This window comes from Cryobacterium luteum, assembly GCF_900110125.1.
In the GTDB taxonomy this organism is placed as follows: domain Bacteria; phylum Actinomycetota; class Actinomycetes; order Actinomycetales; family Microbacteriaceae; genus Cryobacterium; species Cryobacterium luteum.
The window spans coordinates 1-23,627 of sequence record NZ_FOCN01000029.1 but is presented as its reverse complement, the minus strand read 5'-3'; the positions used below and the strand labels follow the sequence as shown (position 1 = coordinate 23,627).

The following is a 23,627-nucleotide window of genomic DNA, read 5'->3' as shown; positions in this document are numbered from 1 at the left end:
TGGGTGTGTTGGGGTGGCACGGTGCAGCCGGGGATGACGCAGCCGCCGTCGCGGGCGGCGAGGGCTCTTCGTTGTTGGGTGGTGAAGAACCGGTTGCTGGTGCCGAGGTTGAGAATCGTGCCGGTGTGGCCGAACAACACGGGTTGGTAGCCGCCGGCGCAGATCAACTCGTCGACCTGCTGGGGGGTGAGGGGTCCGTCGATACCGTCGATCCAGCCGGCTCCGCGCCCGGCGAGGAGATCGTTGATATTGATGTGCACGAGCACCGTGGGGGCGGCGCCGCCCATGGTCGGGGTGCTGGGCTGCCGTGCGGCGGCTTCGAACGCCGCGCGGAGGATGCCGGCTCGTTTCTCGCTGATCGAGCGGGAGTCATCGGGGTGCCGCGGACAGGGACCGCCCGGGTCGGGTGGGATACTCTCGTCAGCTCCAGCTCCAGCTCCAGCTCCAGCTCCAGCTCCAGCTCCAGCTCCGACGCGGGCTCTGGCTCCGGGTCTGGCTTCCGCTTTGGCTTTACCATCAGCATCACCATCAGCATCAGCATCAGCATCAGCATCAGCATCAGCATCCGACTCCGAATCCGACTCCGCGGCGTGGTCGACCTCGGCCTCGATCGCGTTCTCGCTAGCTGCCGATTCCTCGCTGCCCTCGTTGGCCTCGGCGTGCTCGGCGTCGGTGGGTTTGGTTTCAGCGCATACTGCTCAAACTCTGGTTCCCACGAGTCCGTCTACGGGGCGCGCTCTTGTCAGGGCTATCCAGTGCCTCAATCTGCTGCACTCGAAACCCTGAGCGAATTTATGTCACTTATCCTGGAACTCGTGTAAAGATTCGTATCCTGCCTGCCAGCCACCTCGGCGATCCGCGGTGCCCGGCCCATGTTGTGGCCATGGGCCCAGTTTCTAAACTGGGCACCGTCCCAGAACTGCGGACCGGGTTGGCCTGCGCGCCGATAGCAGCAACCTGCCGTCCGGCGACGCGGCCTGGTGGCAGTCTTACCGGGACCGCCTGGAGGCGGCGGCCCGCGAGGCCGGCTCGTAGGGTCTTCGGCGCGGGGCGATATCATTCGAGCATGGGGGTTAGTGCGCGGCGGCAACGAACGATTATCGGTGCAACGCTGATAGCGGCTCTGCTGACCGGATGTGTTCCGCAACCTTCGGCGTCAGAGGTTTACGCGCAAGCCAGGCTGGAGACGATGTCGCTGCCCGACAAGGTGGCGAGCCTGCTCATGCTCCACAGCCCGGGAACGGATGCCGCACAACTGCGCACCTTTGTCGACGACTATCACCTCGGCGGGCTCATTCTGATGGGCGACAACATCCCCGGATCCGTGACCGAGCTGGCGACGATGACCGCGGCCCTGAGCGCGGAACCGGGGCTTCCGCTTCTGATCGGCATCGATCAGGAAGGCGGAGCGGTATCTCGACTCCCCGGAGACATCTGGCCTGGCGGTGAACGGCTGCGCCGAATGCCACTGGCGGCGACGTCCTCTGCGTTCCACCAACGCGCGTTACTCCTGGACCAGGCCGGCATCAACGTCAACTTCGGCATCGTGGCAGACATTGTCGCCGAGCCGGACGCGTTCCTGTTTGACCGGGCTCTCGGCAGCGACCCAACTGCTGCGGCCGATCGCGTCACGGCTGCCGTCGCGGCGCAATCGGAAGCGGCGCAGGGGAGCGTGGCGAGCACGATCAAACATTTTCCCGGACACGGGGCCGCTGCGGGAGATTCGCACGTGTCGCTTCCGTCGTCGGACCTGAGCCTGAAAGCGTGGACGAAGAGCGTCGCGCCGCCGTTCACTGCCGGAATCGACGCCGGCGCAGAACTGATCATGGTGGGACACCTGGCCTACCCGGCAGTCGATTCGCAGCCGGCCACGCTTTCCGCACGGTGGTACGACATTCTGCGCACCGACCTCGGCTTCGACGGGGTGTCGATCACCGACGACCTGCTCATGCTCGGTCACTCGGGACTCGAGCAATATTATGACCCGATTGAGAACGGCATCGCGGCGCTCTCTGCGGGCGCAACCATGCTGCTGTTCGTGCTCCCGGCCCAACCGGATACCGTGGGAGTCAACGTGTCCGAGCTCATCATTCGGGTCTGCGCGGCTGTGGCCGACGGCCGCATTGATGCGAACGACGTTGATGAGAACGTGCTGCGCGTTCTGACTCTGCGGCGCGACCTCGCAACAGGGCCCGGGTAGAGTGCAATTCCATCGGCTATAAGATCGTTCTACCCAACCAAGGAGTGCTCGTGTTTTCACCATCTGACCTGGATATTCCCATCGTTGCCGCCCCCATGGCCGGTGGTGCGTCAACGCCAAACCTCGTCGTCGCCGTGAACGAAGCGGGCGGCCTCGGGTTTCTTGCCGCCGGGTACAAGACACCGCAGGCCCTGGCGGAGCAGATCGTTGAGGTGCGCGAGCGCACCGAGCGCGCCTTCGGCGTCAACCTGTTCATACCGCAGGCGCCCCTCACAGACCGCGCTGCCGTCGAGCTGTACCGCAGTGTGTTAGCGCTCGAGTATCCCGCTGCCGACTTCGGTGCGATCGCCGATACCGACCCGGACTGGTTCGACGAGAAAGTGGCCGTCGTCATCGAGCATCACGTTCCGGTGGTCTCTTTTACCTTCGGCTTGCCTCCGGTCGACGTCGTCGAGCGGATGCACGCCGCCGGCTCGTTCCTGATCGCCACCGTCACCTCGGTGTCCGAGGCCCGTCAGGCCCAAGGCCTCGGCGTCGACGCCCTGTGCGTGCAGGGTCCGGAGGCCGGCGGCCACCGGGCGACGTTCGCCACCCGGGAAGAACCCGGCACCCTGGCTTTGGGGGAGCTGTTGATCGCGATTCGCGCGGTGGTGACCCTGCCGCTGATCGCGGCGGGCGGCATCCACTCGGGCGGTCAGATCGCGTCGCTGCTCGCCGCCGGCGCTGCGGCCGTGCAACTCGGCACCGGCTTTCTGCGCACCGACGAGTCCGGCGCGACACGAGCCCACCAGAACGCCCTCGTCGATCCAAGCTTCACCGAAACCGTCGTGACCCGGGTCTTCTCCGGGCGTCCGGCGCGCGGTCTGCTGAACGACTTCATCGTCGCCCACGATGCGAAAGCTCCCCCCGAGTATCCGCAGGTGCACCACCTCACGAAGGTCATCCGAGCGGATGCCGCCCGCCGCAATGATGCAGACGGCCTCGCCCTTTGGGCCGGCACCGGTTTTCGTGACGCGCGCACCGGCCCGGCAGCCGCCGTGCTCGGCGCCCTGTGGAATGACACGCAGTTCGCCGTCGTCGCGTAGCGGCCGGTGAGTGATCGGAGGGCCGACCCGGGCGGACACCCCAAGGTAGGCTCATTCGACGGGGTAGGCGCATATCCGCTCCCGGGTCATCGGCGTCGATCGGCGCGAATCGCACGACAAGAAATGGTTCCACTTTGCGCACAATGAATATTTTTCGGGCGGGAAAGCTCGCGGTCGCCGCCACGGCGCTGCTGGGCCTCGCCGGCGGATTCGTCGGCGTCAGCGCCGCAGCCGCCAGCCAGCCGGCTCCGCCGCAGACCACGGTCACCGGCGAAACCTACGTCATCGGCACCGACACCACCTTTGCGCCGTTCGAGTACCGCGAAAACGGTGAATTGACCGGCATCGACATGGACCTGATTCGCGATATCGCCGCGAACCAGGGCTTTACCGTGGAGATCAAGTCGCTCGGCTTCGACGCAGCCCTGCAGGCTCTGCAGTCCAACCAGGTCGATGGCGTCATCGCCGGAATGTCGATTACTGACGAGCGTGAACTCATCTTCGACTTCTCCGACCCGTACTTCGACTCCGGCGTGCAGATGGCCGTCGCCGAGGACAACACCGAGATCACCGGGTACGCCGACCTGGCCGGCGAAACCGTCGTCGCCAAGCGGGGAAGCGAGGGGGAGACCTTCGCCAACTCGATCAAGGACGAGTACGACTTCACCGTCAAAGCCCTCGCTGACTCCGCCACAATGTACGACGACGTCAAAGCCGGCAACTCCGTCGCGGTCTTCGACGACTACCCGGTGCTCGCCTACGGCATCAACCAGAACAACGGGCTCAAGTCGGTCACCGAGAAGGAACAGGGCAGTTCCTACGGGTTCGCCGTCAACAAGGGCCAGAACCCCGAACTGCTCGCCGCGTTCAACACGGGCCTGGCCGAGCTAAAAGACAGCGGCGAGTACCAGGCCATTCTCGATACGTATCTCGAGCAGCCGGCGCCCGCCGCAGCATCCGGTTTCTTCGGGCTGCTCGGCGACAGCCTGCCGGCCCTCATGAAGGGGCTCGGGCTCACGCTGCTCGCGACCGGCCTGTCCATTCTGATCGCCCTCGTGCTCGGTGTGCTGTTCGGCTTCTTCAAGGTCTCCGAGAGCCGCATTCTGCGCGGCATCGCCGGTGTCTATGTCAGCATTTTTCGCGGCACGCCGCTGCTCGTGCAGGCCTTCTTCTTCTACTTCGGCCTGCCGCAACTGACCGGGCAGTCGATCGACGTGCTGACCGCCGGTGTGCTCACCCTGAGCCTCAACGCGGGTGCCTACATGACCGAGATCGTGCGCGGCGGCATCCAGTCGATCGATCCCGGCCAGACCGAAGCCGGCCGCAGCCTCGGCCTTGGCTACGTCACGACGATGCGCCGTGTCGTGCTGCCGCAGGCCGTGAAGATCATGACGCCGTCGTTCATCAACCAGTTCGTGATGACCCTCAAGGACACCTCGCTCCTGGCCGTGATCGGCTTCGCCGAACTCACCTATCAGGGCCAGCAGATCTATGCCGCCAACTTTCGCACCGGTGAGACCCTGCTGATCGTTGCAGCGCTGTACTTCATCGTCATCAACCTGCTCACCATGCTCTCCAACAAGCTCGACAAGAGGTTCAACAAATGAGCGCCAGCAAGATCAGCGTCACCGGGTTGCGCAAGTCGTTCGGATCCAACGAGGTGCTCAAGGGCCTCGACGTCGAGATCGCTGAGGGCGAGGTCGTCTGCGTCATCGGCCCCTCGGGTTCGGGTAAGTCCACGTTTCTCCGCTGCCTCAATAAGCTCGACGAGCTGAGCGGCGGCACGGTCATCGTCGACGGATTCAACGTCAGCGACAAGACCGTCAACCTCAACGAGGTGCGCCAGCACATCGGCATGGTGTTCCAGCACTTCAACCTGTTTCCGCACATGACGGTGCTGCAGAACATCATGCTGGCTCCGGTCGAATTGAAGAAGCAATCCCCAGCGGATGCCCGCGCCACCGCCCTCAAGCTGCTCGACCGGGTAGGCCTCGCCGACAAGGCCACCGCCCGTCCCGCGCAGCTCTCCGGCGGTCAGAAGCAGCGCGTGGCCATCGCCCGGTCGCTCGCGGTGAACCCCGACATCATGCTCTTCGACGAGGCCACCAGCGCCCTCGACCCCGAGATGGTCGGCGAAGTGCTGCAGGTCATCCGGGATCTCGCCGCCGAGGGAATGACCATGGTCGTCGTCACCCACGAGATGGGGTTCGCCCGCGAGGTCGCCGACCGGGTCATCTTCATGGCCGACGGGCTCATCGTCGAAGAGGGCACCCCGGCCGAACTGTTCGGCAACCCGCAACAAGCACGCACCCAGGACTTCCTTTCCAAGGTGCTCTAGCCGGGTTCTGACCGGCCCGGTCGACGCCGCCGGTTCGCGACCGCCCCCCATTTCGGCAGCCGCTACGGTAACGGGCGTAGCGGCCACCCGTTTCGGGCGCGACCATGATCGGCCCGGGCACCCTGCGAAACGGATGCTGTGCGCGCGACCCGCGCGCAGCATCCGTTTCGCTGAAGCCCGGCTCAGGCCCGGTCGCCGACGATCTCCTCGCGCACCCGGCGCAGGTCTTCCATGAGCGAGCCGATCAAAATCCAGTGGTCCGGGTGCGGCGTCACGATACGCAGTGGTGCGGTCAGGGCGAGCACATCGGGGTCCGGCGGCTCCGGCACGACCGTCAGGTCGCCTTCCTCCCGCGCGAGCAGCGCCAAATCGTGGGCGGCCCGGGCGAGTTCCCGGGAAAAGGCCTGCACGCTCGGTTCGAACTGCAGGGACGCGTCGTAGTGGTCGTGCAGGGCACGGGTCATGCCGATGGCGCGGGTGACGAGCGTCGGCAGCCGCTCGATCATGGCATGGTCGGCGTCGAGCGCCACGCGCAGTTTGGCCTTTCGCGGGTTGAGCATGAGGCTCTCCTCCGCCTGGGCGATGGCCTTCTCCGCTGACGCGAGCATGGGGCGCAGCAGCCGGGCCTTGATCATCAGTTCCATCAGGTCGATCGGAGTCTGGGGGGTGCGCAGCGCCTGCGCGATGCGGTCGAAGGTGTCGGCCAGCTCGCGCGCCAGCAGACCGACGGCGTCGCGGGCCGGCGCTATCAGCACCGGGGGTACGATGAGCGCGTTGATGACCAGGGCGATTCCCGCACCGATGAAGGTTTCGAAGATGCGATCGAGGGCGTACCCCGGCGTCGTGGCACCCAGAGCGAGCACGAGCATGGCACTGATCGGAATCTGGCTCGCCGACACCGGCGACAGGCGCAGCGCCCAGGCCACGAGAATGCTCACCACGATCGTGCCGAGTACCACCCAGCTCGACTGGCCGAGGAAGAACCCGATCGACGAGGCGATGATGACACCGCCGATCACGCCCGCGGTGCGTTCAATCGCGCGGCCGAAGGTCTGGTTGACGCTCGGCTGCACCACGAGCAGGGCCGCGATGGCGGCAAAGATCGGCAGGTCGCTCGGCAGCAGCAGCTGGGAGGCAAGCCAGGCCAGGGCCACGGCCACGGCCATCTTGACGACCTGCAGCACCGGGAGTCGTTTGGAGATGCGCAGGGCGGAGGTAAGTTTCACTGGTCAAGGCTAACCCGCCGGTGAGGTCAAGCGGATGCCGTCACCGCCGGTTTGAGGATCGGCCGAAGCGGCACGCCCAGAAAGCGAGCGTAGTCCGACGCCGCCCGGGCGAAGCCGCGCTGAGTCTTGGCGGCCCGCGCCCGGGCGGCCGCGGTCGTCGGTGCCGCGAACAGCGCAACCTCGGCGGTGAGTCCCGACGTGGCGATCTTCTTGCGCCAGGTGCCGACGATGCGCCCGCTGGCCACCACGAGCGGCAAAAAGATTCCGTTCAGTCCGGGCACCACCCGAACGAGTTCGTCAACGGCGATCGCATGGCTGCGATCCCGGTACCCGAGCAGGTACTCGTCGAAACCGGGCAACGCAAGCACCGGCGTGTGCTGGCGCAGGTCCGTCGGCAGCACTGCGGCATCCGCTGACTCGGCGGCCAGAAAATACGCTGCGCCGTCGACCCGCACCTCGGTGAGCCGGCCTCGAGCCACGGCCAGGCCGGTTTTCGCGTCGGCGACCGTGAGTTGCGACCACCAGGCGAAGTCGACCAGCGTCGCCGGGCCGTGGCCGAGAAAATAGCGGTAGACGAATTCACCGAGCGCTTCATCGCGCTCGAGCCGGCGCGGGGTCGGCACCCATTCGTCCAGCAGCACCAGCCCCTGCTGGGTACCCACCTGGCGTCCCCAGCACACAGTTCCGGTCAGGGCCAGGTGGGCGATGGTGTGGTACCCGCGCTGGCCCTCTGTTGGCAGGCCGGCCGCCTGCAGCATGGTCAGAAATTCAGCCCGGCTGAGCTGCTTGTGGCCGGTCAGTGCCGCGATCGCGGCCGCTCGAGCCCGCTCCAGCACGGGCAGGTCGAGGCCGAGTCGTGCGTTGATGGTGCGGGTCTTGGCGAGCAGGCGCGGGGTCGTGAGCGCCTGCATCCAGCCCAGTTCCCTGGCCGGAACGAAGTGCAGCGTGCCCCGCATCGGCCACGACCGCACGATCTCACCCGCCGAAACGGATGCCTGCACCTCGGCGATGGTCGTGCCGGGGGAGCGCACCCCGAGGGCCCACTGTGCGGCCGGGTAGTCCTGGGCCTGCACCGCGAGCATCCGCTCGACGACGGCGACCGGCCCGTCGAGGGGAACCCCGGCCAGCCCCTGGGCGTGCAGGCGCAGGCGAACGACGTCGGCGCGGGAGACGGCAGCTGGCATGACACCAGTATGCCGACTCCCGCACCTGCGTAAACGAAACCGGGGCGGGTTACTTGCCGCGCCGCCCGGCTCGGGGACGCACCACTTGAATCACGCGGGCGCTTCCGTCCGACGTCTGGGTTCCGAAGGCGTCGAATTGCACGGTGGACTCGGTAGCTCCGTCGGTGTCGTCGGTGTTACCGCCGTCTGCTCCGGGGCCGGCGGTAGGTCCATTACGACCGAACCGGCGCAGCAGCGCCTTGACCAGCGGCGGTACCACGAGAAACAGCACGATCACGGTGTACACAACGACCGCGAGCGGTTCGCTCAGCAGTGCGGCCGGGTCGCCCGCGCTGATCTGCAGCGAACGCCGCAGCTGACGTTCCATCTCCGGGCCGAGAATGGCCCCGACGATGATCGGCAGCACCGGAAACCCGAACCGGCGGGCCATGTAACCGAGGGCGCCGAGCAGCAGCAGAATCACGATGTTGAAGGTCTGCATGCCCGCCGCGTACGCGCCGAGCGTCGCGAAGAACAGAATACCCGCGTAGAGATACGGCCGAGGGATGCGCAGCAGCTTCGCCCAGAGCGGCGCGAGCGGCAAATTGAGGGCCAGCAGCAGCGTGTTGCCGATGAACAGGCTTGCGATCAGCGTCCAGACCAGCACCGGCTCGGTCTGGAACAGCAGCGGCCCGGGGTGGATGCCGTACTGGTTGAACGCGGCGATCATCACCGCGGCGGTCGCCGTGGTCGGCAGACCGAGGGTCAGCAGCGGAACCAGAGTGCCTGCCGCGGAGGCGTTGTTGGCCGCTTCCGGCCCGGCGACGCCCTCGATGGCGCCGTGACCGAACTGTTCAGGATGCTTGGACAGCTTCTTCTCCGCCACGTAGGAGAGGAAGGTGGGGATCTCGGCGCCGCCGGCCGGGATGGCGCCAAACGGAAAGCCGATGACGGTGCCGCGCAGCCACGGCTTCCAGGACCGCTTCCAATCGTCCTTGCCCATCCACGGCACGCCGACCGGGATCGTCGCCGGGGTGCCGTGCCGCAGGTGCGCGGCGATCCAGAGTGCTTCACCGACCGCGAACAGGGCCACGGCGATGACGACGACGTCGATGCCGCCGGAGAGCAGCGGTTGGCCGAACGTCATGCGCGCCTGGCCGGTGGTGCCGTCGAGGCCGACCAATCCGATGGTGAGGCCGATGAACAGCGAGGCGAGCCCGCGAATACGGCTGGAGCCGAGCACGGTGCTCACCGCGACGAAGGCGAAGACCATCATGGCGAAGTAGGAGGGAGCGCCGAGGCCGATCGCGATCGCCACCACGAACGGGGCGACGAAGACGAGGGCTCCGGTGGCGAGTGTACCGGCCACGAACGAGCCGATCGCGGCCGTCGCGAGGGCCTGGGCTCCGCGACCGGCCTTAGCCATCTTGTTGCCCTCGAGCGCCGTGACCACCGAGGACGATTCGCCGGGGGTGTTCAGCAGAATCGAGGTCGTCGACCCCCCGTACATGCCGCCGTAGTAGATGCCGGCGAACATGATGAGCGATCCGGTCACGTCGAGCGCGTAGGTCAGCGGCAGCAGCAAAGCAACGGTCATGGCCGGGCCGATGCCGGGCAGCACGCCGACGGCGGTGCCGAGCAGCACGCCGATGAGGGCGAACAGCAGGTTCTGCAGGGTCAGCGCGTTGCTGAACCCCTCCATCAGCAGGGTGAGGTTTTCCATCAGAGAATTCCCGTCAGCAGGCCGGCCGGCAGGTTGATACCGAGGCCCAGTACGAAGCCGTAGAACGTGCCCAGGGCCAAAAGAATGCCGATCACAAGCGCCCAAGCGAAGCGCCGGGAGCCGAGCAGCAGGGCGGAACCGTAGAACAGCAGCGCACTGCCGATCACGAAACCGAGAAAGTCCATCGAGAGGGCGAAGACGAGGATGAGGCCGCCGAGGCCGAAGACGGTGGGCCAGTGGGCCTTCTGGGAGAGGTCGATGTCCTCACCGTCTTCGGCGTCGGCGTGGCCGCCCCGCAGCACGGAGATCGCCAGGGCGATCGCACACAGGCCCAGGCCGATCGCGATGATCGTGGGAACGACCTGCGGTCCCATCACGCCGGCGTTGATCGCGGTGTGGCGGATGTTCGCGGTATCGACCGCGATCACGATCGCGATGACCGCGAGCAGGGCGGCGACGCCGAGCTCGGAACGGCCCTGCAGCCGGGCTCGGAGCCCGGAGCGGGGAACTGTGCTGGGGGCGGTCATGCTTAGACCAGGCCCAGGGTCTTCAGCACGTCGGCGACGCGGGTGTCCTGCTCGGTGAGGAAGGTGCTGAAGTCGTCGCCGGTGATGAAGGCGTCCGTCCAGCTGTTATCTTCCAGAACCTGCTTCCACTCGGGGCTGTCGTGCATCTCGGTGACGGCGTCGACGAGGCGTGCGATCTCAGCATCGGTCAGACCGGGTGCGGCCAGGAGACCGCGCCAGTTGGTGAAGACCAAATCGATGCCCTCTTCGGTGAGGGTGGGGGCCTCGATGACGGGAACGCGCTCTTCGCTCGTGACGGCGAGCACGCGCAGGTCGCCTGACTTCACCTGTTCCAGGAACTCGCCATAGCCGGAAGCACCGAACTGCAGCTTGCCGCCGAGGATGGCCGGCAGCAGTTCGCCGCCGCCGTCGTAGGCGACGTAGTTGACGGCCGTCGGGTCGATACCGACGGCATCCGCAAGCTGCATCGGCAGCAGGTGGTCAGGGCCACCCGGGGAGGAGCCGCCGCCGACGGCGAAGGTGGCCGGGTCGGCCTTCCACGCGGTGACGAGGTCGTCGATGGTTTGGTAGGGGGAGTCGGCCGCCACGAAGATGGCTCCGGCTTCTTCGATGAGTCCGGCGATCGGCGTCGCGTCGGCGACCTTCGCGTCGCCCTCGTTGGTGTATGCGGCACCGACGACGCCGAGCCCCATCATGAGCAGAAAGTTGGCGTTTCCGGTTTCGGTCAGGGTGCGGGCGAGGCCCACGGTGCCGCCGGCACCGGCCAGGTTGGTGACCTCGGTGCCGGAGGCCAGCCCGAGATCGTCCATCACCTTGACCGCGGCGCGCCCGGTGACGTCGTAGCCACTGCCGGCAGCATTGGGAATCATCACCTGCAGGTTTTGGATCGGGCCCTCGTCGGTGGCCTCGGTGTTCTTCGCGCTCGTGACTCCGCAGGCGCTGAGGGCGAGTGCGACGGCGCCGGCGAGAAAGACGGTTCCCGCCGTGCGGCGGGTGCGCGTGGTGCGTGCTGTGATTGGCATGCTTGAATCCTCTTCGATTTCTGGCGAGCCTCTTTGCTGGCCGGGTTCAGCCTGCTTGGTGGGCCGGGCCGGGCACAACTTGTGACGTTAGTGAACGTTGTGTAGCTTGCGGTTGCGCGTCCCGGCGTCGACAATTTCAGTTTGACCCCGCGATGAGGGACTATCTCTTATGGCCAGAGACGATCCCGAGCACCCGACAGCGCGCCCGCGCGGGTCGGGCATCCGTTCAGGTCGGCTCAGTTTGACCCGCCAGTTGCTGCTGTTCCAGTTGAGCCTGATCGCCCTCGTCCTCATCGCCGTTACGGCCATTTCGCTCGAACAGTCCCGCAGCAGCTTTGAGAGCGGCTCCCAGCGACGCATGCTGACGGTCGCCGAATACACCGCAGCCAACCCACTCGTGCGCAGCCTGCTCGACAACGACGCGGTGCCCCAGCAGTTCTCGGTGCCGGTCGAAGCACTGCGCACCACGACGGGAGTGGACCAACTTCTCGTGACGGATGCCGCCGGTCGCGTGATCGCTTCCCCGGCCGACCCGCGGCTGGTCGGGTCCGTTCTCGCCATCGACCCGACCCCCGACACGTCCGACGCGGCGTGGGCTGGCGTAGCGCCCATCGGCGCCAACGACAACGTGGTGGCGCAGGTGCCGGTGCTGTCCAACTCCGGGGAGGTCGTGGGCACCGTGGTTGCCGCCCGCCGGTTTCCGGCCGTGACCGAGCTGCTCGCGAGCGCGGCCCCGAACCTGCTCGTCTACGTTGGGGTGGCCGGGGTGCTCGGCGTCGCCGGATCGCTGCTGCTCGCCGCCCGGGTGAAACGGCAGACCCTCGGCCTCGAACCGGAACAGATCGGCCGACTGGTCGAACATCGTGATGCCATGATTCACGGCATCAGGGAGGGCGTGATCGCCGTCGACACCGACGGGCTCATCACGCTCGCCAACGACAGCGCCCGCACCCTGCTCGGTCTGCCCGCTGATGCCGAGGGTCGCGCGATCGACACGGTCGGCCTCGACGAGGAGGCCGTGCGGGCACTGCGCCGGCGGGAGGTAGGCGCGATCGACACGGTCTTCGTGAACCGCGGGGTGTTGCTCGTGCTCAATCAAACGCTCATCCACCCGCCGCGGTCCCGGCCCGAGGTCGTCACGACCCTGCGCGACCGCACCGAACTGGTCACCCTGCAGCACGACCTCGGCAGCAGCCGGCAGGCGACCGACACCCTGCGCGCCCAAACCCATGAGTTCGCAAACCGCCTGCACACCATCTCGATGCTGATGCAGTTGGGCGATACCGAGGCGGCGGTTGAATACGTTGATGCCGTGACGCGTGACCGCACCGAACTCGACAATTCGGTGCTGACCCGCCTGCAGGAGCCGGCGGTCGCCGCACTCGTCATCGCGAAGACCTCGCTCGCCCGTGAACGCGGCGCGACGCTCGTACTCTCGCCCGAATCGGCCCTGGCCCGCGTTGATGGCGACCTGTCAACGGACCTCGTGACGGTGATCGGCAACCTCGTCGATAACGCCCTCGACGCCGTCACCGGGGCCCTGGAACGGAATGTGCGCCTCGACGTGCAGACCGTGTCGGGTTCGGTGCGAGTGACGGTGAGCGACTCAGGGCCCGGTATCGACGCCGCGCTCATCGACCGGGTGTTCGAGGTGGGGGTTAGTAGCAAATCCCTGCTGGCCGGGGGAGACTCCCACGGATACGGGCTCGCGATCGTGCGCCTGGTCGCAACGCGTCGCGGGGGATCGGTGGGTTACCGGGCCGATCACGGTGCCGTGTTCGAAGCCGTGCTTCCGGTCGCTGGCGCACGGTCAATCTCTGACCAGGAGCAGACCCGTGTGTGACGTGCTCGTCGTCGACGACGATTTCATGGTGGCGCGCGCCCACGAACGCATCGTGGCGCAGCAGCCCGGTTTCACCGTGGTCGGCGTCGCGGCCACCGGCTCAGACGCTCTCGCCCAGATTGACCACAAGTCGCCGCACCTCGTTCTGCTCGACATGTACCTGCCCGACATGACCGGACTCGACGTGATCCGTCGGGCCCGAAAAGCCGGTCGCGACGTGGACTTTCTCGTGCTCAGCGCCGCCCGTGAATCCGAGATGGTCACTGCTGCGCTGCAGGGCGGCATCGTGAGCTACCTGCTCAAGCCGTTCAAGATCACCGAACTGCAGTCCCGGCTGGCCGCCTACGCCGAACGACGTCGTCTGCTCGGCGCCGGCGGTGACCTGAGCCAGAGCGACCTGGACCAGGCGTTGGGGCGGGCATCCGCTCTGCCGAGCGCGGAACCGGACGGGTCTTTACCGAAGGGTCTGAGCAAGGAGACGGCGTCACTGGCCGCCGCCGCCCTCGCCGGCAGCGAACCCGACCTGGCCGCCTCGGAGTGCGCCGAACTGCTCGGCCTGTCCCGGGTGGTGGCCCGCAAATACCTGGAATATTTCGTCTCGACCGGTCAGGCCGCGGTCACCCTGCGCTACGGCCAGACCGGCCGTCCGCAGCGTCGCTACGCCTGGCTGGCCGGCTGACCGGTGCGCGCACTAGCCGAGGTCGTCGTCGGTGCGAGCGCCGAACACGATCTCGTCCCAGCTGGGCATCGAGGCGCGCCCGCGTTTGGGCGTCGTGCGTCCGTGGTTGGTGCGTTCCTGCGCCCGGGCAGCCTGATTTGCCCAGGCATTTCCGGTGGGTTCCGGCGTGGTGGCCGGCGCCGCACTGGACTCGTCGGTGACCGCAGAATCGGTCGGCGCCGCGCGGCGCGGTCGGAGCGAGGCTGACGGCTGGGCAGCCGGCGGCACGGTGTTCTGTGCGGGGTGCTGTACCGAAGCGGATGCCGTCGGCTTGGCTGCCGCCCCGTTCGACGCTGCCTCGCGTTCCCCGCGACGACGACGCAGGGATTCCAGGAGGTCAGCGGTTTCGCTCATGTTAGCGGCCGGCTCGGCGGCGCGTTTGATCGCCGCTTTCGACACGGCATCGTCGCGGATAGCGCCGCGGGAGTAGGGAACGGCTTCGAGGTTCGGGCTCGTGTCGCCCAGAATTTCGTCGGCGAGCGATTCCTTGAAATTGAAGGCGTTGCTGTCGAAACGCGACACATCGGCGGCGCTCGTCTCCGAGCCGACCGCGCGCAGGCGCGGAATCAGTGAGCCTTTGAGTTCTCCCTGCTGCGACAGCGCGATTGCCTCGCTGCCGATCGGGGACAGCGAGTTCTTCTTCGGCTCGAAACCCCAACGGGCATCATGGTCGATCTCGTCGGCGGTGAACGACAGCTTCACGATCCAGCCGCCGCCGGGCTCTTTCCAGCTCGCCCACCGCTCACCGGTGGCACCGAGTGAGGCGAGGCGTTCCCGAATGACGCTGCCGAAGTTGACGTTCTCGTCGACCGGGTCGGGGTCGATGGCGGTGTGCACCGGAACGCTCAGGGCCGAGGAGACGATGTACTCCCGCTCGGCCACGACCGGGCCTTCGAAGCGGCGCACGTACTCGAGGGATGCGCCGGTGACGGCGGCGACGTCCTCGGCGGACATTCCGGAGCGAATATGCGCCTGCACCTCCCGGGGAGACAACTTGGGTGCGTTCGTGCGTTCCGTCTGGGTTTGGCGAAGCCGGGACTGCAGAACCTCGTCGATGGCGATGCGATACCGGTCGCCATCTTCGGACGCTGCGAGCAGCGCTCCGTTCTCAACCCCAATAACCTTCAATTCCTGCATGAAGACAAGCCCTCTCGCGATTACCGTTGGCTGCAAGACTGCCACGGGTTGGTGCCTATTCGCGGGAATACGCCGGGCGTGCCGCAAGTTGTTTCTTCGTGTCCGAATAAAAAGTTGGCGGACGGTTTGCTATTCCGTCCGGATTGTTGGAAACTGTGCCCGCCGATTTCGTTTATCGGCGTAACTGAAATGGATGGGCATGGCAACCGATTACGACGCACCCCGAAAGACTGAAGACGACTCCGAGTCGATCGAGGCCCTCAAGGAACGCGTGCCAGACAAGATGTCCGGCAGCGTTGATGTCGACGACTCCGACAACCCCGGTGGATTCGATCTTCCGGGCGCCGACCTGTCCGACCTGGACCTCGATGTCGTCGTTCTGCCCGCGCAGGCCGACGAGTTCACCTGCGTGAATTGCTTCCTGGTGAAGCACCGCTCGCAGATGGGCCACGAAACCAAGCTCGGAACCGTCTGCCTGGAGTGCGACTCCTAGATCAGTTCGATCAGCTCGACAGCACCACCCGAACTACCCCACGTTGGCCGTTCGCGATTCATTGATCGCGGCGGCCAACTCTGTTGGGTGCCGGCTGGAAATGATCCAGTACGGTGCCGGGTCGGTCGCGTCCACGATGGGCACGCGCACGACAGGGTCGACCCAGCCACGGATCAGCAGCCAGGCTCGGGCATCCAGCCGGGGCCCACGCTCCTGGGTGGCTTCGGACTTCTCGAAGGCCGTCGCTTCGCCGAGCAGTCTGGTGGAGATCGTGGCGGGCCCGGCGATCAATTCGCCGTTCTGCACGCGCACGACCGGCGCCGCCAGCACGAGAAGCAGCACGCAGCCGCCGTATAAAACAACGGCCGTGACAATGCCGGCAAACAGGGAGATGGGGACGAGCACAAGAATGCTCGCTGGAATCACCAGAGCGGTGACGATGAAGGCCCAGGCGTTGGGCCACAGTTTTTCGCGGTAATCAGGCATGGCTCTATTCGATCAGATATCTGCACTACCCTCGACACGTGGCAGAAAGCGTCGAAGTCCTGATCCAGGCATCCATCCTCCCGAACTACGCACACCCCGGTGATGCCGGGGCCGATCTGCACGCGGCCGAGGGCGTTGTGCTCGCCCCGGGAACCCGTGCACTTGTCGGAACCGGCGTGTCGATCGCCCTGCCCGACGGTTTTGCGGCGTTCGTCGTTCCCCGCAGCGGGCTCGCCGTCAAGCACGGCATCACCATTGTGAATGCCCCCGGAACAGTGGATGCCGGCTACCGCGGTGAAATCAAGGTGGCCCTGCTCAACACCGATTTGACCGAACCGTTCACGATCAATGTCGGCGATCGCATCGCCCAACTGCTCGTCATGCCCGTCGCCCGGGCAACGTTCATCGCCGTGGAGAAGCTGCCGGGCAGCCAACGCGGCGAGGGCGGTTTCGGCTCGACCGGCGTTCGCGCCGCTGAAGTAGACGCCGCTGAAGTAGACGCCACTGAACTAGACAGTGCACCAGCGCCCGGCCGAACGGCCCCGCAGACAGGAGACAGCCAGTGAGCGACCTCACGAACCCGGGGGAGATCCCCGCCAGCATGCCGAAGTCGGCTCCCGACGACCGCGAGACCGACGGCCCGTTCGACGAGTCGGAGGCCAACCCGGTACGCCCCTATGTCGACCTCGGCGGAATCAAGATCCTCCCGCGTGAAGGTCTGCACCTTCGCCTCGAAATTGAAGAGGGCAGCAAGCGGGTCGTGGCGATCGGTCTCGACTTCGCCGGTTCGACCCTGCAGGTGCAGCCGTTCGCGGCGCCGCGTTCGAGCGGCCTGTGGCACGAGATCCGCGACCAGATCGCCGACCAGATCGGCAAGCAGGGCGGCACGACGACTCCCCGCGAAGGACCGTTCGGCCCCGAACTCGTCGCTGAGATTCCCGTCGCGGCCGGTCAGGAAGCCGGCGGCGTCACCCGACTCGCCCGCTTCATCGGGGTCGACGGTCCGCGCTGGTTCCTGCGCGGCGTCATTGCCGGCGAGGGCGCGATCGACCCGGACGCCGCAGCGCAGATCGAAGATCTGTTCCGCAGCATCGTCGTCGTGCGCGGATCCACCCCGATGCCGCCGCGCGACCTGATTCCGCTGCGTATGCCGGCCACTCCGGCCGGCGCCACCGAGACCACATCGGTTTAACCAGGCAGTCTGACAAGGCGATGAGCGACCAGGATCGGCCAGAGCAGCCGCACGAGTCCGACGAACCCACAGCGATGCCGCCCGCACCCCCGGTGCCGCCGACACCGTCTGCACTCTTCGCCGACTCGATGGCCGGAGCGGCCCGCCGCGCCGGGTTCGGTACCGCAACCGAGGGGGAGCCGATCAGCGGCCACGCGCTGCTGAAGGCGATGGGCGGCATCCGCGGTCTGGTCGAGGCTGTGCTGCCCGGCCTGGTCTTTCTGGTCACCTACTCGCTCACGATCGACCCGTCCACCGACGTGACGAGTGACCCGATCGGCACACTGCTGCCGTCGCTCGTCGCCCCGCTCGTGATCGGCGTCATCTTCGTGGTGCTGCGCGCCGTCACCCGGCAGACCACGACCCCGGCCCTCGGCGGGCTCGTCGGCACCGCGATCAGCGTTGCCCTCGCCCTGTTCTCCGGAAAGCCCTCTGATTTCTTTCTGGTGGGACTGTGGACCAACGCCGGTTACGGCGCCGCCCTGTTGATCTCCGTGCTCGTGCGTTGGCCCCTCATCGGCGTGGCCGTCGGCTTTCTCATGGGTGACGGCGTGGCCTGGCGCCTCGATGCCAGCAAGCGCCGCGTGCTCACCATCCTGACGCTGTGCTGGACCGGCCTATTTCTTGGCCGCCTCGCCGTGCAGCTGCCGCTCTACCTCGCCGACAACGTCGAACTTCTCGCGTCGATGAAGCTGCTCATGGGCATCCCGCTTTACGCGCCGCTGCTCGTGGTCTCCTGGCTCATGGTGCGGTCCGTCTATCGCACAGCGGAGACATCCGACGCGGTCTGAATCGCGGCCCGCCGGTGCGCGGTCGCCTGCTAGAGTTATCTCGACGTCAAGATAGTTGTTCGGTGAGAATTCACCGACGCAACTCGATGGAAAAAGGCAGCCCCCGGCATCCGCTGGTTAGGCTTACCTTGCTGGCACGAGGCTGTGCCTGCCACAAGAATTGAGGATTGCCGCCGGTCTCCCGTCGGCTCCCACAACGGAGAGGGCATTGTGTCGGAATCAACAAATACCGCGGTAAATAGCTTCGGAGCCAAGGACACCCTGCGCGTCGGTTCGACGGACTATGAGGTCTTTCGTCTGGACGCGGTCGACGGCTACGAGAAGCTGCCGTACAGCCTGAAGGTGCTGCTGGAGAACCTCCTCCGCACCGAGGACGGCGCCAACATCACCGCCGAGCACATTCGTGCCCTCGGCGCGTGGGTCCCCACCGCGGAGCCCGACACCGAGATCCAGTACACGCCGGCTCGCGTCGTCATGCAGGATTTCACCGGTGTTCCCTGCATCGTCGACCTCGCCACCATGCGCGAAGCCCTCGTCGAACTCGGCGGCGACGCCAAGAAGATCAACCCGCTCGCTCCGACCGAAATGGTCATCGACCACTCCGTCGTCGCCGACCTGTTCGGCACGACCGACTCGTTCGAGCGCAACGTGGAGATCGAGTACGAGCGCAACGGTGAGCGGTACCAGTTCCTCCGCTGGGGCCAGACCGCGTTCGACGACTTCAAGGTCGTGCCCCCGGGAACCGGAATCGTTCACCAGGTCAACATCGAGTACCTCGCCCGCGTCACCATGACCCGCGAAGTAGGCGGCGTTCTGCAGGCCTACCCCGACACCTGCGTCGGCACCGACTCGCACACCACGATGGTCAACGGCCTCGGCGTACTCGGCTGGGGCGTCGGCGGAATCGAAGCCGAAGCTGCGATGCTCGGCCAGTCGGTGTCCATGCTCATCCCCAAGGTTGTCGGCTTCAAGCTTTCCGGCATCATCCCGGCCGGCGTCACCGCAACGGATGTCGTGCTCACCATCACGCAGATGCTCCGTAAGCACGGTGTCGTTGGTAAGTTCGTCGAGTTCTACGGTTCGGGCGTCGCCTCCGTGCCGCTCGCCAACCGCGCCACCATCGGCAACATGAGCCCCGAGTTCGGCTCGACGGCCGCCATGTTCCCGATCGACGAGGTCACCCTCGGCTACCTGCGCCTCACCGGCCGCAGCGATGAGCAGATCGCGCTCGTCGAGGCCTACTCAAAGCTGCAGGGCCTCTGGCACAACCCCGACCAGGAGCCGATCTTCAGCGAGTACCTCGAGCTCGACCTGTCCACGGTTGTTCCCTCGATCGCCGGACCGAAGCGCCCGCAGGACCGCATCATCCTCTCCGAGGCCAAGACCCAGTTCGAACGCGACCTGGACAACTACGCCAACGCGCCCGTGTCGCTCGTCGACGCCGCAATAGAGGGCACCTTCCCCGCCTCCGATCCGATCGGCCTCACCCCGCAGGACGAAGAGACCGCCCACAACCGCGCGTACGAAGCCGGACTGGCCCGGCACACCAGCCACCCCACGGTGTCGCACCCGCAGCCGACCGACGTCATCCTCGCCGACGGCCGTGAATTCACGATCGACAACGGTTCCGTTGCGATCGCGGCCATCACCTCCTGCACCAACACGTCGAACCCGTCGGTCATGCTCGCGGCCGGCCTGCTGGCCCGTAACGCAAGCCTCAAGGGCCTCAAGAGCAAGCCGTGGGTCAAGACCACGCTCGCTCCCGGTTCCAAGGTGGTTACCGAGTACTACGCGAAGGCCGGCCTGAACGGCTACCTCGAAGACCTCGGCTTCTACCTCGTCGGCTACGGCTGCACCACCTGCATCGGCAACTCGGGTCCGCTCGAAGACGAAATCTCTTCTGCCGTGCAGGAGAACGACCTCGCAGTCACCGCCGTGCTCTCCGGTAACCGCAACTTCGAGGGACGTATCAACCCCGATGTGAAAATGAACTACTTGGCCAGCCCGCCGCTCGTCATCGCCTACGCCCTTGCCGGCACGATGAACTTCGACTTCGACACCGACTCGCTCGGCAAAGACTCCGAAGGCAACGACGTGTTTCTCAAGGACATCTGGCCCGACGCCGCCGAGGTTCAGAAGACCATCGATGAGTCGATCGACTCGAACATGTTCGAAACCCAGTACGCCGGCGTCTTCGATGGTGACGAGCGCTGGCAGTCACTCGAAACGCCCGTCGGCGACACCTTCGCCTGGGACGCCGAGTCCACCTATGTGCGCAAGCCCCCGTACTTCGACGGCATGAGCTTGGAAACCAGCCCGGTTGTCGACATCGATGGTGCCCGCGTGCTCGCCAAGCTCGGCGACTCCGTCACCACCGACCACATCAGCCCGGCCGGTTCGATCAAGGCTGACGGTCCCGCCGGCCGCTACCTGGCCGAGCACGGTATCGCACGTGGCGACTACAACTCCTACGGCTCGCGTCGTGGCAACCACGAGGTCATGATTCGCGGAACGTTCGCGAACATCCGCCTGCGCAACCAGCTCCTCGACAATGTCGAGGGTGGATTCACCCGCGACTTCAGCGTCGCCGGAGGGCCGCAGGCTGACATCTACGATGCCAGCCAGAACTACCAGGCCGCCGGAACTCCGCTCGTCATCTTCGGCGGCAAGGAGTACGGTTCGGGTTCCAGTCGGGACTGGGCAGCCAAGGGTACGAGTCTTCTCGGCGTCAAGGCCGTCATCGTGGAGAGCTTCGAGCGTATTCACCGCTCGAACCTCATCGGCATGGGCGTCGTGCCCCTGCAGTTCCCGGTGGGTCAGAGCGCCGACTCGCTCGGCCTTGATGGCACCGAGATCGTATCGATCTCCGGCATCACCGAGCTGAACAACGGCACGACCCCGAAGACCGTGCACGTGACCTGCGTTCCGAGTGAATTCTCGGTCGCCGGCAAGGCACCGGTCGAGTTCGACGCCATTGTGCGCATCGACACCCCGGGCGAGGCTGAGTACTACCGCAACGGCGGCATCCTGCAGTACGTTCTGCGCTCGCTCGTCTGAGTTGACTAGAGCGCAGTCGACTAGAGCGCACTAAGCGCTCTGCCAGTACGACGCCGGCGCGTAGACTCGATTCATTCGGGTCTACGCGCCGGTCTGGTTTGATGGGTACAGCCTCGCTTTGCACAACGTGAAAGGTATTGACGGATGATCCTTCTGGAGACGATTCACGGTCCACGGGACCTCGATGGTCTCTCGAAAGAGCAGCTGCCGCAGTTGGCCGCCGAGATTCGCTCCTTTCTGGTGCGAGAGATCTCCAAGACCGGCGGGCACCTGGGGCCCAATCTCGGCGTTGTCGAGCTGACCATCGCAATCCACCGGGTTTTCCACTCTCCAACCGATGCGATCGTCTTTGACACCGGTCACCAGTCCTACGTGCACAAGCTGCTTACCGGGCGCCAGGAATTCAGTAAACTCCGCCAGTTCGACGGGCTCGCCGGTTACCCGCAACGCTCGGAGTCCGAGCATGACATCGTCGAAAGTTCGCACGCCTCGAGTTCGTTGTCCTGGGCGGACGGCATTTCCCGTGCCTTCGAGATGACCGGCCAGGACGACCGGCACGTTGTCGCCGTCGTCGGCGACGGAGCGCTGACCGGGGGAATGACCTGGGAAGCGCTCAACAACATCAGCGATGACAATACGCGCAAGCTCATCATCGTGGTCAACGACAACGGGCGATCTTACGCTCCCACCATCGGCGGCATGGCCCGTTTTCTCAACACCATCCGTACTCGGGCCAGCTACCGCGACGCCTACCTCACCAGCAAGGACGTCTTCGACCGGCTTGGCGCCCCGGGCCGGGCGGTCTGGCGTGGCGTGCGCGGCGGGATGCACGGCTTCCTCGCCCGGGTCACCAACAACGAGGCCCTGTACTCCAACCTCGACATTAAATACATCGGCCCCATCGACGGTCACGATGTGCACGCGATGGAGGAGGCCCTCGCCCAGGCCAAGGGCTACGGCGCGCCCGTCATCGTGCATGCCATCACCCAGAAGGGCAAGGGCTACGACCCAGCCGTGCAGGACACGGCCGACCAGTTCCATGCGGTTGGTCAGATCGACCCCGAAACGGGCGAATCCGTCGAACAGCCGGGCGCGGCATCCTGGACGTCGGTCTTCGCCGACGAACTGCTGCAACAGGCGATTAAAAACGAACGCATTGTGGCCATCACCGCCGCTATGCTGCGGCCGACCGGGCTGCACAAGATGGCCGAGCGTTTCCCGTCCCGCGTGCACGACGTGGGAATCGCCGAACAACACGCGGTAACCAGCGCGGCCGGCCTCGCCTTCGGTGGCCTGCACCCGGTCGTGGCGCTCTATGCGACCTTCATCAACCGGGCGTTCGATCAGGTGCTCATGGACGTTGCCCTGCACAAGGCCGGCGTCACCTTCGTGCTCGACCGTGCCGGAGTCACCGGGCCCGACGGACCGAGCCACCACGGCATGTGGGACCTCGCCATTTTGCAGGTCGTACCGAACATTCGGCTGGCCGCGCCGCGCGACTCCGTGCGCCTGCGCGAGGAACTGGCCGAGGCGGTCGTCGTCGATGACGGGCCGACCGTGCTGCGTTTCCCCAAGGGCAGCGTCGGGCTGGAGTTCGAGGCGATTCGTCGCCTCGCCGACGGCGTCGACGTGCTTCAGGAAGCCACCCAGGCCGACGTCCTCATCGTCACCGTCGGCCCGATGGCCGCGATGGGCCTCGACGTTGCCGACCGACTGGCCGCGCAGGGAATCGGCGCCACGGTCGTCGACCCGCGCTGGGTCGTTCCCGTGCCGCGCAGCATCGTCACCCTCGCGGCCGCGCACCGCATCGTCGTCACGATCGAAGACGGCATCCGGGTCGGCGGTATCGGCACCCGCATCCGTCAGGACCTGCGTGAGGCCGGCGTTGACACGGCCGTGACCGAACTCGGTCTGCCTGACCAGTTCCTCGATCACGGCACTCGCGCCCAGATTCTCGAGCGGGTCGGCCTGACTCCGCAACGCATCGCCCGCGATGTCGTTGCTATGGTGCTCGGCAGCAAGATTCCGAACGCCCGCCCGCTGCCCGCCGACCACACCGACACCGGTGCCATCCGGGTAACCCGCCGGGATTAGCCCCGCCCGCCGCCCGAACACGGACGGGGCCCAGGCCCCGTCCGTGGGCCCAGCTTATAAACTGGGCCCACGGTCATAAGGTGGGCCCGTCAGGCAGACTGGGCCAGGTCGTGCAGACCGGGCTCGGGCCCGGAAAGCGGGCCCATGATCAAGAGCCTGTTGCTTAATGGGATCGCTCCTGAATTGAATTTTGCTCGGGTGCGTGTCGTTGCGGGGTGTGTTTGGGGGGTCTGGGAAAATGGTATATGGCCCTGAATTATCGTCCGGTGGATCGTGATCAATCGTTTCTGATACCGCCGGATATGCGTGATTGGTTGCCGACGAATCACCTCGCGTGGTTCCTGATCGATGTCGTGAAGCAGCTCGACACGAGCGCTTTGCACGACAAGACCAAACTCGGCGGCACGGGCCGTGGGGGGTATAACCCCGACCTGTTGTTGGCGGTGTGGATTTACGCGTCGGCCCGCGGGATCTCGTCGTCGCGGCAGATTGA

Annotated in this window: 21 protein-coding genes; 13 read left to right on the top strand and 8 right to left on the bottom strand. The window is 66.1% G+C overall.

Translation table 11 applies throughout. The annotated features are described in order from the left end of the window. Positions 1-338: DUF222 domain-containing protein (locus tag BMW72_RS19370; protein ID WP_244151248.1), on the bottom strand; the 338-nt coding region annotated here is incomplete at its 3' end. Between the two features lie 851 nt (positions 339-1,189). On the opposite strand from BMW72_RS19370, the gene BMW72_RS16880 reads away from it, so the two are divergent. The 4 genes from BMW72_RS16880 (at position 1,190) to BMW72_RS16865 (ending at position 5,623) form a co-directional block, all read left to right on the top strand. Then, the gene (locus tag BMW72_RS16880) at positions 1,190-2,200 is read left to right on the top strand and encodes a glycoside hydrolase family 3 N-terminal domain-containing protein (RefSeq protein WP_166787819.1); all 1,011 of its coding nucleotides are present in this window, start codon (positions 1,190-1,192) and stop codon (positions 2,198-2,200) included. Between the two features lie 50 nt (positions 2,201-2,250). Next, positions 2,251-3,285, top strand: coding sequence for an NAD(P)H-dependent flavin oxidoreductase (locus BMW72_RS16875; protein ID WP_092112638.1), 1,035 nt, complete (start codon positions 2,251-2,253; stop codon positions 3,283-3,285). A 143-nt stretch (positions 3,286-3,428) separates the two neighbouring features. Beyond that, positions 3,429-4,892 carry an amino acid ABC transporter substrate-binding protein/permease gene (locus tag BMW72_RS16870; protein WP_092112636.1) on the top strand — a complete coding sequence of 488 codons (1,464 nt, stop codon included), beginning with the start codon at positions 3,429-3,431 and terminating at the stop codon, positions 4,890-4,892. Beyond that, entirely contained in the window at positions 4,889-5,623 is a 735-nt protein-coding gene (locus BMW72_RS16865) for an amino acid ABC transporter ATP-binding protein (protein ID WP_092112634.1), read from the top strand. Before BMW72_RS16870 ends, BMW72_RS16865 begins: the two co-directional genes overlap by 4 nt. Before the next feature lie 182 nt (positions 5,624-5,805). Here BMW72_RS16865 and BMW72_RS16860 read toward each other — a convergent pair whose 3' ends face one another. From BMW72_RS16860 to BMW72_RS16840, 5 genes are read right to left on the bottom strand one after another with little or no spacing between them, the layout of a single operon-like run. Next, entirely contained in the window at positions 5,806-6,849 is a 1,044-nt protein-coding gene (locus BMW72_RS16860) for an FUSC family protein (RefSeq protein WP_092112633.1), read from the bottom strand. 26 nt (positions 6,850-6,875) lie between these two features. Next, positions 6,876-8,033 carry a winged helix DNA-binding domain-containing protein gene (locus tag BMW72_RS16855; protein ID WP_092112631.1) on the bottom strand — a complete coding sequence of 386 codons (1,158 nt, stop codon included), beginning with the start codon at positions 8,031-8,033 and terminating at the stop codon, positions 6,876-6,878. Positions 8,034-8,082: 49 nt separating this feature from the next. Then, on the bottom strand, positions 8,083-9,735 hold the full coding sequence (locus BMW72_RS16850; protein WP_092112630.1) for a tripartite tricarboxylate transporter permease: 1,653 nt from the start codon (positions 9,733-9,735) through the stop codon (positions 8,083-8,085). Further along, positions 9,735-10,262, bottom strand: coding sequence for a tripartite tricarboxylate transporter TctB family protein (locus BMW72_RS16845; RefSeq protein ID WP_092112628.1), 528 nt, complete (start codon positions 10,260-10,262; stop codon positions 9,735-9,737). Before BMW72_RS16845 ends, BMW72_RS16850 begins: the two co-directional genes overlap by 1 nt. A 2-nt stretch (positions 10,263-10,264) precedes the next feature. Then, positions 10,265-11,284, bottom strand: coding sequence for a Bug family tripartite tricarboxylate transporter substrate binding protein (locus tag BMW72_RS16840; RefSeq protein WP_092112626.1), 1,020 nt, complete (start codon positions 11,282-11,284; stop codon positions 10,265-10,267). Positions 11,285-11,453: 169 nt separating this feature from the next. Between BMW72_RS16840 and BMW72_RS16835 the strand changes: the two genes are divergently transcribed. After that, positions 11,454-13,127, top strand: a complete 1,674-nt coding sequence (locus BMW72_RS16835; RefSeq protein ID WP_092112624.1) for a sensor histidine kinase — start codon at positions 11,454-11,456, stop codon at positions 13,125-13,127. Continuing rightward, positions 13,120-13,806, top strand: coding sequence for a response regulator (locus BMW72_RS16830; RefSeq protein ID WP_092112622.1), 687 nt, complete (start codon positions 13,120-13,122; stop codon positions 13,804-13,806). The genes BMW72_RS16835 and BMW72_RS16830 overlap by 8 nt, the downstream gene beginning before the upstream one ends. Positions 13,807-13,818: 12 nt before the next feature. Here the strand turns inward: BMW72_RS16830 and sepH are convergent, their stop codons facing one another. Further along, the gene (gene sepH / locus BMW72_RS16825) at positions 13,819-14,982 is read right to left on the bottom strand and encodes a septation protein SepH (protein WP_092112620.1); all 1,164 of its coding nucleotides are present in this window, start codon (positions 14,980-14,982) and stop codon (positions 13,819-13,821) included. A gap of 199 nt (positions 14,983-15,181) precedes the next feature. Here sepH and BMW72_RS16820 point away from each other — a divergent pair, with 199 nt between their 5' ends. Continuing rightward, the gene (locus tag BMW72_RS16820) at positions 15,182-15,475 is read left to right on the top strand and encodes a DUF4193 domain-containing protein (RefSeq protein ID WP_092112645.1); all 294 of its coding nucleotides are present in this window, start codon (positions 15,182-15,184) and stop codon (positions 15,473-15,475) included. 33 nt (positions 15,476-15,508) lie between these two features. On the opposite strand, the gene BMW72_RS16815 is transcribed toward BMW72_RS16820, so the two are convergent. After that, positions 15,509-15,961 (bottom strand): DUF3093 domain-containing protein, encoded by a 453-nt coding sequence (locus BMW72_RS16815; protein WP_092112618.1) that lies wholly within the window; start codon positions 15,959-15,961, stop codon positions 15,509-15,511. 38 nt (positions 15,962-15,999) lie between these two features. On the opposite strand from BMW72_RS16815, the gene dut reads away from it, so the two are divergent. From dut to BMW72_RS16785, 6 genes are all read left to right on the top strand, one after another. Then, a complete protein-coding gene (gene dut / locus BMW72_RS16810; RefSeq protein WP_092112616.1) occupies positions 16,000-16,527 on the top strand; it encodes a dUTP diphosphatase in 528 nt (175 codons plus the stop codon). A gap of 35 nt (positions 16,528-16,562) precedes the next feature. Next, entirely contained in the window at positions 16,563-17,153 is a 591-nt protein-coding gene (locus BMW72_RS16805; RefSeq protein ID WP_092112644.1) for a DUF3710 domain-containing protein, read from the top strand. Positions 17,154-17,173: 20 nt separating this feature from the next. Beyond that, positions 17,174-17,983 (top strand): DUF3159 domain-containing protein, encoded by an 810-nt coding sequence (locus BMW72_RS16800; RefSeq protein WP_092112614.1) that lies wholly within the window; start codon positions 17,174-17,176, stop codon positions 17,981-17,983. Between the two features lie 210 nt (positions 17,984-18,193). Continuing rightward, complete coding sequence (locus BMW72_RS16795; protein ID WP_092112612.1) at positions 18,194-21,040, top strand: aconitate hydratase; 2,847 nt, start codon at positions 18,194-18,196, stop codon at positions 21,038-21,040. Between the two features lie 144 nt (positions 21,041-21,184). Further along, complete coding sequence (dxs, locus tag BMW72_RS16790) at positions 21,185-23,134, top strand: 1-deoxy-D-xylulose-5-phosphate synthase (RefSeq protein ID WP_092112610.1); 1,950 nt, start codon at positions 21,185-21,187, stop codon at positions 23,132-23,134. 245 nt (positions 23,135-23,379) lie between these two features. Then, on the top strand, positions 23,380-23,627 hold a 248-nt coding region (locus tag BMW72_RS16785), incomplete at its 3' end, for a transposase (RefSeq protein WP_482764169.1).